The sequence below is a fragment of the Mucilaginibacter sabulilitoris genome, from assembly GCF_034262375.1.
Classification (GTDB): domain Bacteria; phylum Bacteroidota; class Bacteroidia; order Sphingobacteriales; family Sphingobacteriaceae; genus Mucilaginibacter; species Mucilaginibacter sabulilitoris.
This window is the reverse complement of the sequence record NZ_CP139558.1, coordinates 4,706,409-4,718,551: the sequence shown is the minus strand read 5'-3', so window position 1 is coordinate 4,718,551 and position 12,143 is coordinate 4,706,409. Positions and strand designations below refer to the sequence as shown.

The 12,143-nt window shown below is 44.7% G+C and carries 16 protein-coding genes; 10 read left to right on the top strand and 6 right to left on the bottom strand.

The window, feature by feature from the left end:
- Positions 1 to 87 precede the first annotated feature (87 nt).
- The 5 genes from SNE25_RS20110 to SNE25_RS20090 all read right to left on the bottom strand — a co-directional run bounded on the left by SNE25_RS20110 (position 88) and on the right by SNE25_RS20090 (position 3,745).
- Complete coding sequence (locus tag SNE25_RS20110; protein ID WP_321560791.1) at positions 88 to 465, bottom strand: hypothetical protein; 378 nt, start codon at positions 463 to 465, stop codon at positions 88 to 90.
- Positions 466 to 475: 10 nt separating this feature from the next.
- Positions 476 to 1,300, bottom strand: a complete 825-nt coding sequence (locus SNE25_RS20105) for a copper chaperone (protein ID WP_321560790.1) — start codon at positions 1,298 to 1,300, stop codon at positions 476 to 478.
- Entirely contained in the window at positions 1,297 to 2,820 is a 1,524-nt protein-coding gene (locus SNE25_RS20100) for a tyrosinase family protein (RefSeq protein ID WP_321560789.1), read from the bottom strand. Before SNE25_RS20100 ends, SNE25_RS20105 begins: the two co-directional genes overlap by 4 nt.
- 328 nt (positions 2,821 to 3,148) lie before the next feature.
- A complete protein-coding gene (locus SNE25_RS20095) occupies positions 3,149 to 3,316 on the bottom strand; it encodes a hypothetical protein (protein WP_321560788.1) in 168 nt (55 codons plus the stop codon).
- An 18-nt stretch (positions 3,317 to 3,334) separates the two neighbouring features.
- A complete protein-coding gene (locus tag SNE25_RS20090; protein WP_321560787.1) occupies positions 3,335 to 3,745 on the bottom strand; it encodes a DNA/RNA non-specific endonuclease in 411 nt (136 codons plus the stop codon).
- On the opposite strand from SNE25_RS20090, the gene SNE25_RS20085 reads away from it, so the two are divergent.
- Positions 3,745 to 3,972 (top strand): hypothetical protein, encoded by a 228-nt coding sequence (locus SNE25_RS20085; protein WP_321560786.1) that lies wholly within the window; start codon positions 3,745 to 3,747, stop codon positions 3,970 to 3,972. The two genes, SNE25_RS20090 and SNE25_RS20085, sit on opposite strands and share 1 nt — an antisense overlap.
- Before the next feature lie 222 nt (positions 3,973 to 4,194).
- The gene (locus tag SNE25_RS20080) at positions 4,195 to 4,794 is read left to right on the top strand and encodes a hypothetical protein (protein ID WP_321560785.1); all 600 of its coding nucleotides are present in this window, start codon (positions 4,195 to 4,197) and stop codon (positions 4,792 to 4,794) included.
- Between the two features lie 250 nt (positions 4,795 to 5,044).
- On the opposite strand, the gene SNE25_RS20075 is transcribed toward SNE25_RS20080, so the two are convergent.
- Complete coding sequence (locus SNE25_RS20075; protein ID WP_321560784.1) at positions 5,045 to 5,287, bottom strand: hypothetical protein; 243 nt, start codon at positions 5,285 to 5,287, stop codon at positions 5,045 to 5,047.
- A 233-nt stretch (positions 5,288 to 5,520) separates the two neighbouring features.
- Between SNE25_RS20075 and SNE25_RS20070 the strand changes: the two genes are divergently transcribed.
- The 8 genes from SNE25_RS20070 (at position 5,521) to SNE25_RS20035 (ending at position 12,118) form a co-directional block, all read left to right on the top strand.
- The gene (locus SNE25_RS20070) at positions 5,521 to 5,646 is read left to right on the top strand and encodes a hypothetical protein (protein ID WP_321560783.1); all 126 of its coding nucleotides are present in this window, start codon (positions 5,521 to 5,523) and stop codon (positions 5,644 to 5,646) included.
- A 23-nt stretch (positions 5,647 to 5,669) separates the two neighbouring features.
- Positions 5,670 to 6,122, top strand: a complete 453-nt coding sequence (locus SNE25_RS20065; RefSeq protein WP_321560782.1) for an NAD-dependent epimerase/dehydratase family protein — start codon at positions 5,670 to 5,672, stop codon at positions 6,120 to 6,122.
- Positions 6,123 to 6,575: 453 nt separating this feature from the next.
- The gene (locus tag SNE25_RS20060) at positions 6,576 to 6,998 is read left to right on the top strand and encodes a M15 family metallopeptidase (protein ID WP_321560781.1); all 423 of its coding nucleotides are present in this window, start codon (positions 6,576 to 6,578) and stop codon (positions 6,996 to 6,998) included.
- 879 nt (positions 6,999 to 7,877) lie between these two features.
- Positions 7,878 to 8,543 carry a flavodoxin family protein gene (locus SNE25_RS20055; RefSeq protein ID WP_321560780.1) on the top strand — a complete coding sequence of 222 codons (666 nt, stop codon included), beginning with the start codon at positions 7,878 to 7,880 and terminating at the stop codon, positions 8,541 to 8,543.
- Position 8,544: 1 nt separating this feature from the next.
- Positions 8,545 to 9,111, top strand: coding sequence for a hypothetical protein (locus SNE25_RS20050; protein ID WP_321560779.1), 567 nt, complete (start codon positions 8,545 to 8,547; stop codon positions 9,109 to 9,111).
- Between the two features lie 301 nt (positions 9,112 to 9,412).
- On the top strand, positions 9,413 to 9,694 hold the full coding sequence (locus SNE25_RS20045; protein WP_321560778.1) for a hypothetical protein: 282 nt from the start codon (positions 9,413 to 9,415) through the stop codon (positions 9,692 to 9,694).
- Between the two features lie 594 nt (positions 9,695 to 10,288).
- Positions 10,289 to 10,876, top strand: coding sequence for an RNA polymerase sigma factor (locus SNE25_RS20040; RefSeq protein WP_321560777.1), 588 nt, complete (start codon positions 10,289 to 10,291; stop codon positions 10,874 to 10,876).
- Between the two features lie 99 nt (positions 10,877 to 10,975).
- Complete coding sequence (locus tag SNE25_RS20035; protein WP_321560776.1) at positions 10,976 to 12,118, top strand: FecR family protein; 1,143 nt, start codon at positions 10,976 to 10,978, stop codon at positions 12,116 to 12,118.
- The last annotated feature ends 25 nt before the right edge of the window (positions 12,119 to 12,143 follow it).

The following is a 12,143-nucleotide window of genomic DNA, read 5'->3' as shown; positions in this document are numbered from 1 at the left end:
CGTTATAAGTGGTGATGACCTCCAGATCAGTGCCGGTCAGGCGGGTGATATGGTCCGTTTCCAGTACGTTACCTTCCTGCAGGAGGACTATTCCTGTTCCGATATTTTATAGTCGAAATAGGAGGTGGTATCGACGAACGGTTTGTCTGAACTGGCCTTTTTATAAGGTGCGGTTGTCAAATAACCGGAATCGTCTTTATTATAGGTAATATAAGTGGTATAAAAGGCATCGAGCTTACTGAAATTGGTATCTAAAGATTTCAATAACGCGTCGCCGGTTAATCCGTATATTTTAGTATTGTTTTTACTTTGTTTCCATTTACCCGTAAGCATAACCGCTAAATCATCAGGTTTATTGCTGCCGGGTTGGGGCTGGCCGCTCTTTTTACAAGCCGGGAAAAAAGGGCTGTGCAGGCGCAGCAAATGAACAGATATTTCATGATAAGGTTGGTAATACTCCGCCAAAATATAGTATTTAATTATGGGAATTGTGAATATTGGCATTTGAAGCAGGGGGCATATTTAGCTGGGTAATTAGCCTGATCTGAATTTGAGCAATCAGGATGCGCAGGAGCTTGCCGCTCAGGTTAAAACGCCACCGGGGGGGCTGTGGATGCTCCAGATGTTCACCGATCATCATTAAGGTAATGACGATCATTACCAAGTGATGTCCTACCGGCAAGAGCATTGGAAACAACATCAATGCCCAACCCGATCCCACACATGATAGGCCATGCAGAACACCGAATATCAGTGCATCACGATCTGCGGCAAGCCCAAACGCGGCAAGTGCTTTATGGTTATGCCCGCTATTCAAACAACGCTGTTTGATTGGTGAAAATTGCCATACCAGGGCGGCGATCGTCATGACTATAGCGGGCAGATAGAGCTTTGGCATCAACAGGCGCAATCCAAAGGTCACCGCAATCATTACTACGCCCGCAGTTACCCAGATTCCGACGTATCCAAAGGCAAAAATTAAGGCAGACCGCAGGCGGCGGTGTTTGAAACTGCGTTCGCAAATATACAGTATCGGGATGATCAGTGTCGGAAGCATCATCGCCATTACCATGAATACCCAACCGATCATCAATGAGCTGATGGGGTTCATGGCCAACAAAGCCTGCAACGATACCGGTGATTCCCCTGAAACAATGATAGGGCAATGCGGCACAATTACGGGGAGATGCTGACCAATAGTTGTGCTCCCGGAATTCATCAGCAACAATACCCAGAATGCCGCGCTCACGGTGAGGATCACGTAAATGACAAATGTGCGGGTTTTTCTGGATGTAGTCATGATTGTCCTTCGCGGTATAAACTTACCCGGCCTATCGTGATCTCTGCTTTTTCAGGCACTTCATTGTTCGGCAAGATCAGCACATCGAGCGACTCAGAACTTAAAGCATTATTAAGATGCAGGTCGTCAATTATATTGGTGATATCAAGCAAGAAGGTAAGTCCGCCGCCATGGTGACTCTCTTTCTTCGACGCTTTGCGGAGACCGAATAGTGATATAGTTCCGGCGAGTATTTGGTTCACGGAGACCGTGAGGCGGTTAGCATCCATGTTGCCTTTAACGTTCTCGAGCTGGAGATATACACGATCCGGTACGCTCTTAATAGAAGCCTTCATTAAACTCGCCGGCACTTTTTTCCATGCGCCCTCATCAAATTTAACCGTGGTACGTGCACCAGAAGATTTTAACTGAAGTTTACCTTCGTTAGCACCTATCAATTCGGTATCGCCTCCCATGTCCATGTTTTTTTGGTCTTGAGTTTCAATTGCGTTGACACCAAATTTAAACAATCTCTGGGTCAATTGGCTCACCAATGGTGGCGCTATGCCTGTTGAAATATTGTCATAGTCGTAGTCAAGCTGACTCAGGCTTTTTACATCGTTAGGCGTATAAAACCAGTCAGGGCCAGTGGGTAGTGGCATCACGAACTTTCTGTCACCGACAGCAGTTGGACCATTTAACCAGGCAGGATCTGCCGGATTGTTGTTCCCGGCGGCGTTCCATGAAGCCCACATGCGGTCTATGTTGCAGTGATGTAGGTAAAATATGGGGTCAAGCGCCGCGGTATCCGGATCTGCCATTAAACCGTAATCTGTATTACTGATAATTCCGCCAACTGCTGTATGCACCTCGTTGTGCGGGTCGTTTTCAAGGTTGCCACTGGTACCGGCTCCTGTAGAAAACCCTGTTTTTGGGCCACCATAGCCAGGCAGGCTGGTTGCGGCATTACTGCCGGTGTATACCGTATTTCGCTGGCAATTCTGCGAAATCGAAGTAATAGGTACATAAATATTCCCGTTTTTTTGCGGGCCATAACGGAGTTTGACAAAAAGCGGATTTGGTTTGCCGTCTGGTAAGGTTTGCTGGGTAAATGCAGGTGGAATTTTATATTCGTCATTTGGACCGAAATAGTTCCAGTAGGGTAACGCCCAGGTACTTGGGCCGCCCAGTTTCACAATAGCAGCCCTGACCTGCTTTTCCAGCACCATCAGGTAACCCCGGTGCCAGGGCGGAAAATACCAGGTTTGGTGCTGACACTGGTCCCAGTATTTTTTCATGACGATATCCGAAGGCTTGGGCTTGGAGGGTACTTTTGGCGGACCTGAAATATGGGCCCAGTCAGGAAAGGAAGAGGCCCCGCTGAGGTAGTAACCGTGAATGGCCGCGAAGAACCACCAACTGTTTTTATCATTTAATGCGCGGGATTGCATGAGGCCAACGCCTTTCGCGTACCACAAAAGGTCGGAATTATTGAATGTCCCGTTCTGGTTCCAGGCGTTTTTTCTCTTAAATGTAGCCATGATATTTGTTTAATTTGTTTAAGATTTAATTTTGATATCGATAGCGCCGTCGTAAATAATGATTGCCATATTTACCATTCCGTAAAATATGTTTTTGGTATATTGATTATTTTCGGAAGTTGCTCATTGGTAATGTATTAGATGATTTATGAAGTAAATATAAATACTTGCTTGATAAAAAGAAATAAATGCCAGGACTATTATAAAGCCGCGGAACGGGATGGGGCAGAAGTACGCCGACGCTGAAGTTTGCGGATTATTTGCTTAAATTTAAGTTATCAACCCAAACCGTCATGAAAAAATACATGTTCATTATGTTTCTCGGCGCCTATACACTGGTCAGCGCAAACGATTGAAAACGGGTAACCGCAACCAGCGATACCAAAGCAGCGACCTGTGTCGGTGCCAGTCCCTGCAGGGCTTGTAAAAATTGTAAATATTGTAAGCGTTGTGCGGGAAAGGTCTGAGCTGCGGTGTGTGAAAGCGATAGTTTCATTTTTCGATCAACCGGCTTTTATTCTTTAAATACGACTTGCGGATCAAATCCAAGATTATTTACCAATACCGCATGGTCAACCATCCGCTGCGGGAGCATGGCTCGTCGCTCTGTAGGCTGATTGGGCATCCAGTAACATAGCGTCACTACCTGGTTAGTGGTATGGTCAAGGTATTTGATGATCTTGTAATAATGAGAAGGTACGGTTATGGTCAGGTCATCTTTGGTATACGTGCGCTGGGTGCCATAGGTATCGCACCAGATCTTGACGCTATCTGTTATTTCCGGGCCCTCGTAACCAGTTAACTTGCGGCATAATTCCTCGGTGGCGATCTCCGTGCAGATATTTTGTCTCTGGAACTCCATGCCTGCGTTGAAGGTATAGGTGTCGGATAATATCGCGCCGCCAGCAGTATCCAGGCCTGACAATGACCTTTGGCGATCACTTCCATGGTATTAAGTTTACCAATGATCTTATTGGCTTCTTTGTGAATGGCGGTCTCATCCGGCTGCCCGTACGCCGGTCTCCATGCCGCATAGATCCCCGTTCGGGGTACGTTCGCTGTTTCCTGTTCCAGCCGGTGCGCCTTGGTATGAACACAATAGGTAATCAGCGGGGCATGTTTTACGGTATGATTGTGATAAGGCAGGGCTAATATCTGTAAAATCGAGTGGATGGAGAAAAAAGTAGTTTCCTGCCCAGCTTTATGTCCGAGTAACGGATACGAAAGTGCTGATCGATAGCCCTTGATGAAAAAGTATAAGGGTAGGAGTTGACGCTGGCAAAGGAATGATAATTATTTTAGGCGCCAATCATAATTAAATTATTTTTTATGTTTTGCGGAAAAGAAATATTTGCTAATTTTGTTAGTATTTGTATGCAGAACACAGGAACCCTTGTTATACTAAGCGCCTTTTCCGGGCTTCTTGGTGCCTTGCTGACCCAATTGATGACGGGGCTTTTCAGCTATGTGAACGACCGCCGCAAACAGCAGTTTGAACTGCAAAAACAGTACCGTGGCAAACGCGCCGAGATCGGTGAAAGCTTTTATTTCATGCATGGAGAGCTCATGTCGATGATCAAAAAGAACATTGCCTATTGGAAGAACCGGCAGGATTACCGCAGCGAAGTCACGCTCCAGTTCCTCAAACTGGAGATAGACCGTCTTGACGGATACCAGTCCAGGCTGCAAACCGAAAACTGGAAATATAACCTCGTCGGTATTTATTATCATATCCCGTACGATTTCGCAGATATGCTGGATGATAATAAGACCTCACATGAACTGTATTTAAAAGTCCTTGACCTCTCCGAAGTGATCCGGAGAACACTCCCGCAGGAACGAGAAGACATATATGGCAATTATCTGGTCGTTTTAAACGAGTTAATACAGCATTATGAAAAGGTGTATCTACGAATGACTGAGAATATGGAAGCAGTAAAGACACAGCTTTTACAGGATTTCAAAAGTAACTGACTATTCCGGTATATATGAGGGTAAGGCTGCTATGAGCGGCTATGGAAACCGCTAACTTAGACTGCCGGGTTTAACGGGCGGGTTCGCGTGTGAAGGTAGGTCTTCCGGTGTAAGTTCCGGGTTTTATTCCGGGCACCGGTATGTCGGGTTGCCCGCCGGGAAAGGTATTATTTTTTTCATGGTTTACAGCTGTTGAATTCTTACTCCGGAACTAATCGTTAACCTGCGCTGTTGTTCCTGTTTTTGCCGGTTAATCTTGGTTAAAACGGATATGGGCGAGGTAAGGGGCCAGATGCCGAATGTCCTGAAAGGCACGGTAACGCAGGACCTTATTAGCCTGCGGGTCATAATAGAGCTCTCGATAGATCTTTCCAAGGCTATATAACTGAACGATCATACCGTTTTCCTCCCGGTCGGCCAGGAATTCCCCCTGCACAATTGCGCCGGCTTTTTCTGCTTCATTCAGGGCCTCATATTGCTCCATGGTTATCATCTTGCAAATTTAAGCATTACATGGTACAATTTTAGTTTCCGTATAGGACAAATGGTAGCCTGCCGCTGTTTTGCAAAACATTGATCATGTGACGGGGTTGAAATACTGCTTACTTTGGTAGTTTCCACTGTCATAAGCCGCAAATTCAGCGTTAACTACCAAAATAAGACTTCCGTTCGGTTATCATCCTCAAATAGTCACCTTAGCAGCCAATTTATAAGCTCAATGACTTCATGAACAAAAATGAAATGATCCTGGTGACCGGCGCTTGCGGGCAGATTGGAACAGAACTGGTTATCGCGTTAAGGGAAAAGTATGGCAAGGAATCCGTTACTGCGGCGGACCGGCGCGTTAAGTGAGTCCGGACCTTACTGCCAACTGGATGTGCTGGATACCGATTGGCCTGAAGAAACTGGTAAACACCAGCGGTACGACGCAGATCTACCACCTGGCCGCGATGTTATTGGCCACCGGCGAACAATTCCCCAAACAAACCTGGGATGTGAAAGGCTTGTTGAATGTTCTGGAAGTGGCCCGCCAGGAAAAAGTGAGCAAGGTTTTCTGGTTCGGCAGTATCGCTGTATTCGGGCCTGACTCGCCAAGGGAATTTTGTCCGCAGCATACCGTTACTGAACCGGTTACTGTTTACGGGATAAGCAAATGCGCAGAGGAATATTGGTGCCGTTATTATTTTGAGCATTACGGGCTCGATTTGCGCAGCCTGCGTTATCCCGGTTCGATCTGCCCAGAAAAATTACTTTTGAAAACCTGCAACATCAAACCGATAGCGTTGACTTTTTACTCCAACTTATCTTACAGATTAACAACACGTTAAGAGTGAAAAAAAAGATGTGCGCGTGACCGTAAAATGTGCTTGCACATTGTGGCTCCTGAGACTGGGCCCGAACCACTTTAAATAAAGTCTGCAATATCTTTCAAAGATACGAGAAAAAGGTTCGAAAAAATCCTGTGGGGCTCTCGATTACACTTAGAGCCCCTAACGGGTTCAAACCAAATTTTCAAGCTGTTTATGTTTATATTGTTATTTTATAATACATCACGTGTTTTCAAACAGTTCACAAATTACCGTCTGTCTCTTAATTATAAAGAAATTTTTAATATTTCTATGAAAATCAACAAATTAACTTTATATTAAACAAAATTTCTAAGATTATAAGCCATTAATACCCATTTTTCAGGGTTAGTTTATTTGAACGCTTCTCCATTAACAGCTACAATTTATTAATACTATTAAATATTTCATCGTCACCATAAATCTTAGTCAACCATGAAACAATTCACAGCATCCAATTTTAAAAACAACTGCACCATTGATGAGGATTTTGAACCAACCCTTATCAAGATCAACAGCATCGCGGAGAAGTTTAATATTACTGTATTCGTGACTTCTTCCTTCAGGATTGACGCCAATGTGGCCGGGGCTATTGTGACTCCCGCTACGCATAGCAATCATATGGTCGGTCATGCAATTGATTGCAACTTAGAACTGGACGGCGCCTTTTTTAATTCTGCCCGAATGCTGACAGACACGGGAGTTGTAAGGCGATTTATTAATGAGGTGAAGGCTCAAGGCATCCGGTGGGGTGGCGACTTTGGTAAACCTGATCCTGTTCATTTCGATGACGGTCTGAATATTAAAGATATGGCCGCGTGGACAGCGAAATTTAACGAAATTCATAACATAGCATAAATTTCCCGCTGACAGCTTTACGTTTCAAATAAAAATCCAAATCCCCAAAAGCTCTCAAGATCTAAATTAAGTATTGATTTGCGATATGTTAAATTGGTGATAACGCAGCCAGTGTCTGCAAGTTCTCTAAAAAGCGGTTCGAGTTTAGTCCTGTTCGGGCTATAAAGCAAATGAAAAGCTTCTTGAGAAATCAGAGAGACTTTTTTGTTTGGTTTTGGTAATTTCGTTCAATTGATAAGGAGACCGATGCATCATGTCAACGTAGGCAGCAAATTCACCGATAAAGATCATCCACAACTTACACGCACCGGATTTCCGTCGAGAACTTATTTTAGTCCTGTTTTTTAGGATCTCGACTTTGTCGCGTTCGCTTCGAAGGAGTTCCTGGTAAAGTTTTTTATTTTCTTCGAATAGTTCGATTAATTTATCGATGGGGTTGAAGGTACATTGATATTGAACAGAGGTTGATGCATCGTGATAGGTATTACCAATGATATTAAAGACCGCTTCTTCGTCTGAGCTGTAATCTTCTAATTTATCGTGCCGCTGCTGTTCCAGCAGCCGGAACTCACTGATGTAAAACCGAATGGTAGAATGCCGGAGCTCAAGTCGCTCCGCAAGGTATCTGATGTTGGGTTCACCCGTGATGTAAATGCCGCCGGATCACATCTTTTTTAACTTTTGAGATGTACATACTGATCGGAGTTGGTCAAGTATTAACATAGATAAAAATTCCAATTGAGAAAAGTGCCCGTAGCCTTTGCCTGGCCGTTGACACCGGTGAGCAACTGCAAAAAACACCCACATTTCCTTCTGATTAAATAAAAGTATTTGAAACAAACAGACTAACAGTCAGTTGCTTTTAAACAACCGATTACTATGAAAGCATTTATGATCAACTGTACATTAAAACGCAACCCGGATTTTTCCAACACCGGCGCGCTGGCTGAGAAAGCTGCGGCTCAATTCAAAGAACTGGGGATAGAAACGGAGATCGTCAGGCTTAACGATTACAAGGTCCTGACCGGCAATAGCTCGGATGAAGGTGAAGGAGATCAATGGCCCGTGCTACTGGAAAAAATCAAGTCTTGTAACATCTTCATTATTGCCACCCCAATATGGATGGGCCATCTCGCCTCAACCTCACAAAAGGTGATCGAACGTCTAGATGCTATCTTCCGTGATGAGAACCTGAGCAGCAAGGAGAATGGTCAATATATGCCTTATAATAAAGTAGGCGGCTGTCTGATTACCGGAAACGAGGATGGTGCCCACAGTTGCGCCGCGCAGGTACTGTGGTCACTCCAGGAGGTCGGCTTTACCATTCCCCCAAATGTGAATGCCTATTGGGTGGGTATGGCCGGCGGCGAAAAGGATTATGTCGAGGCTGGTGGCGAGCGATATCTGTATACCAATAAAAGCCTGCGTTATATGACAGCAAACCTTGCCTTTATGGCCGGGTTGTTAGCCGAAAACCCTTTTACGACCAACCTGCTGGAAGAGGACAAAAAAGCCGTGGCAGAAAGTGATAAGGAGGGGGAATAATATGAAAAAGAAAACACGAGAAAATATGCGACCAAAGACCTGGCTAAGATCAATAACGATGAAAACTAAGGAAATATTAATTAGTGGAATTGCGGGTACTACTTTCATGACCTTATTTAGTTACCTGGTCTCTTTGGCCGATGGAGAAAACTTCAGCGAACCGGAGCGCCTGGGACAATTGGCGCGTCGGCTTGTTCCAAAACTGGGCAAGCAAGAGCGCTTGGCTTTAGGCTGGCTCGGCCACTATGGGATGGGCTTGCTGTTTGCACTGGTCTACGTTGAGCTCTGGCGAAAAGGAAAATTAAAACCTGACCTGAAAACAAACCTATGGCTGGGCGGGCTAAGCGGGTTACTTGCAGTAGCCGTTTGGAAGACAACCTTTAAAATGCACCCGCTGCCGCCTGCTTTGAGCTTTAATAAATATTACCTGCAGCTTGTCCCGGCGCATCTTGTCTTCACGGTCTTCGCCGGGATCGGTTATCAAATCTCAAAAAAAATAAATGATGGTACAGCTCATCCATCATCTCCCGACGCATGTGGTTCACCGCTTAATCTGATCAAAGCGTAACCAATAGTTAATTTTATTGTTTAAAGGAGTTTATTTACTGATGTGGTATGAGATCTGGCGTTTTAAGGATCGTATGTATATATCTCGTTATCAGCCTGATTTGGATAACCTGCAGTGACCGCCTGCTTTTCAGCCTGGAAAACACGTTTGCGCGGCTGTAGCTGTTATGGATAGGCTCCGTCAAAAGATATGTTTTTGTAACGCTTAACGGCTTGTATCTATATCTGCTGATCCGGGCTGACATTGCTTCATTCTATGCGATTTTCGGTACGCTGGCTAAAGACCCGTATGGAGACTTTTTTTGGTCTGGGCAAGATGGAGGTCCGGTAAAATTCCTCATCACACCAGATCGGGCTGGATTGGCGCCGACCCGCCAAACTTTACTAACGAGTACCTGGAATACCCCGAAAGTGAAGAGCGGCACCGGAACTTCAGCGCCCTTGCGGTGGGGTACATTAAAGTGATGTATTTTGCATATGGGAGGACACTTGTATCAGCATTTACCCAATGGTTATACAGCGCGCATATAAAAAATCTGGATTTGGGTGGCATAACCAGTATTATTCTAAACAAGGACAGCTGAACCATTTACCTGGCAGCCAGTGACTATATCAAACGTATCGACAACGGAAAACTTACCGTTATCGCCGGACTGGATGGCTTAAATACGGGCAGGGATGGTATAGGCCGGAAAGCAGATGTTTATGCGCAATCACTAGCGATGGGGAAGACCGAGAACGAAATCTATTTCTCTGATAATCATGTACATGAAATTCGCAAGATAGCCTTTAAATAACGCTGATCGAGGTTATCATCGCGAACAAGCATGTTGGTTTGAGGAGCTGTAAATACGATCTGCAGATTTGATCGAGCGCTTGACTTAAGTCTTTGCTGACCGGTGAGCTTTCCCGACAAAGGAGCCCTTACACACAAGAAAGGAGAGGGTAAGGATTTCGGGCGAATGTTTCACCTGTCCGCAAACTATTGACTGGGTTCTTTACCACCGCTTTGATGGTTTGAAAAGTTATGGTGGCCAGCGCGATAAAAGCACCGATATTGCTGCCGGAAGGAATAGTCTTGCAGCCAGCTTTGCCTGGTTATTGATTTTTATCAGGGGCTTGTAATGAAATTGTTGCATTTGCTGATCTTTTGCGTAGATTCGGTTTAAAAAAACCAATTGTCCCCTTTAACTACTTTAACGGATATCGAACTGGCCGACTTAATAAAGTCGGGTAGCCAGCCCGCATTTCAGGTTGTTTATAACCGCTACTGGAGGCTGTTGTACGGGCATATTTATAAAATGCTAAGAGATGAGGAGGACGCTAAGGATATTTTACAGGACGTTTTCAGCGGTTTATGGCTATATCCGGAGAAAATACCTGAATTGTCAAATTTAGCAGGCTACCTGTACACTATCGCGCGACACAAAGTATTGAACGCAATCCGGAAAAATAAATATAGAAACGATTATCTCGAATCGTTAGCCATATATGTCTCAGAAGCAAGCGAAGAAACGCTTCAGTATATTGACACCCGTGATCTTATGGCTGCGATAGAAAAAGAAATAGCTGCTTTACCGCCTCGGATGCGACAGGTGTTTGAATTGAGCCGGAAAGAAAACCTGTCACATAAAGAAATTGGTAAATTGCTGGGTACCTCTGATGAAACCGTGAAAAAACAGATCAATAAATCGCTCAAGGTGATTCGATACAATTTAAAAGAATCGGGCGGTACCGCCCTGTTGTTACTGGCTTTGTGGCGTTAGGGCTTTTATGTCAATTTTTTTAATTTATTTTCAAATCCGATACCCCCAGGGTGATTTCTGCGTGTCTTACTTTTAAACCAATCAGGTAAGACCAATTTCATGAACCAACAGCAGGCAGATCAGCTTATTGAAAAATATTTAAATGGGAGTGCTTCAGCCGATGAACGGCACCTTATCGAAAACTGGTACGCCTCGCAAAGTGAAAAAAGACTTTTGTCCGATACGGATGACTTCGAACATCTGTATGCCGAGCTTTTGAAAAAAACGCTCATTAAGGCAAATATTAAACCCCGAAAAGGGATTATACGCTTGTGGCCGGTGATTGCCGCCGCGGCTTCCATCGTATTGGCGGTTACCATTTCAATTTATTTTTATAAAAAAGAGCTGCCGGATTTAACCGCGAGCGCGCCACACCGTAAAGCTCCCGTGCGCGACGTATCACCGGGTAGTAATAAAGCTATGCTTACGCTTGCCAGCGGACAGCGGATTATGCTTACTGGTGCCCAAAACGGACGTTTGGCCAGCGACAATAATGTAGTTATTGACAAAACCGCAGATGGCCAGCTGAGGTATCAGGGTGGCAGCGCTAATTCCGAAAAAGTAAATTATAATACGATGACCACCCCTCGTGGCGGGCAATACAATGTAATACTTGCTGATGGAACAAAGGTGTTCTTAAATGCCGAATCTTCTATTACTTTTCCAACTGACTTTAAGGGAAATGATCGTACGGTGCGTCTTGAAGGTGAGGCTTATTTTGAAGTCGCCCATAACCCTTTAAAACCGTTCCGGGTTATTAGTAATCATCAAACAATTGAAGTGCTGGGCACACATTTCAATGTGCATAGCTATCCTGATGAGCGGCTTATAAAAACAACCTTGCTGGAGGGAAGTGTGAAAATTATTTCGGGCGCAAAAACAACAATGCTTAAACCCGGCCAGCAAGCACAGCTGGATGCTTCTTCAACGCAATTGGGGATAAATATCAGTGAAGTTAACACAGAGGAAGCAGTAGCCTGGAAAAACGGGTTGTTTGAATTTAATAATTCGTCTATTGAAGATGTCATGCAAAGTGCCGCGCGTTGGTATGATCTTGACGTCAGTTACGCAGATCACCCCTCTGATATTAAAATTACCGGCAGCATGTCCAGAAATGTGAATCTGTCGGGGCTGATCAACCTGCTCGAATTTGAGGGCGCCAAATTCCGCATCAATGGAAAAAGCGTTAAAGTACTTAATTAAGCAACAGCCGGCACATGAGAAGGTC